Origin of the sequence: Actinomadura napierensis, assembly GCF_039529375.1 — a bacterium.
GTDB classification, from domain to species: domain Bacteria; phylum Actinomycetota; class Actinomycetes; order Streptosporangiales; family Streptosporangiaceae; genus Spirillospora; species Spirillospora napierensis.
Genome location: NZ_BAAAMR010000314.1, coordinates 1 through 693 on the forward strand (window position 1 = coordinate 1; position 693 = coordinate 693).

A 693-nucleotide genomic window follows, 5' to 3' on the forward strand; every position below is an offset into this window, starting at 1 on the left:
CTGGAAAAACATCGCTGTACTAATTTGTCGGCTATTCGAATTGGCAAATTTCTTCGCAGCATCTACGACAGCCAATAAATTAATATCACCGTGGTTAAATGCAGCTGAAATTGCATAGGCATAAGCCAACTGTTCAGTGTTAGAAAGCTTTTCTGTAGCAGCAGTCAGACGAGTAAATTCTTTCTGTGGCAAACTAAATTGATAGTATCCTGCCGCATCTGCATTTGGAATATACCAACTGCCAAGGCTGGCACCTTTGAGTTCAATCTTGGCTTCTGCTTGGTCTACCAATTCACATTGCACTTTACTACCTGCATTTGGAACTTCATAACGTACACATAACGGTACACCCCAGAGGCTTCTTGCATCACCTTTTGAGCCCACAGGTAAATAACGGCTTTGCTTCACATTTAAAAAGACTTTATTGCCTTCTTGCTGTAATGCGGTGTTAATTAAAGGCACACCTGGTTGATCAAGAAAACTTTTCATCGCTCTAGTAAAGCGCTCACCTTGTCCAGACTGCTCTGCTAAAGCGCTAATTAAATCATTAGCTGTCGCATTACCATATTGGTGCTTATTAATATAATTACGCACTCCTTGTTTGAATTTTTCTTCGCCTAAATAGCTTTCAAACATATTTAAAACAGCCGCACCTTTTTGATACGTGATGCCATCAAAAGCCGTTTGAATATC

General features: G+C 40.1%; 1 protein-coding gene. It reads right to left on the reverse strand.

Annotated features, from left to right (window positions below; genetic code table 11):
* Nucleotides 1–693: M1 family aminopeptidase (locus ABD296_RS49670; protein ID WP_344285569.1), on the reverse strand; the 693-nt coding region annotated here is incomplete at both ends.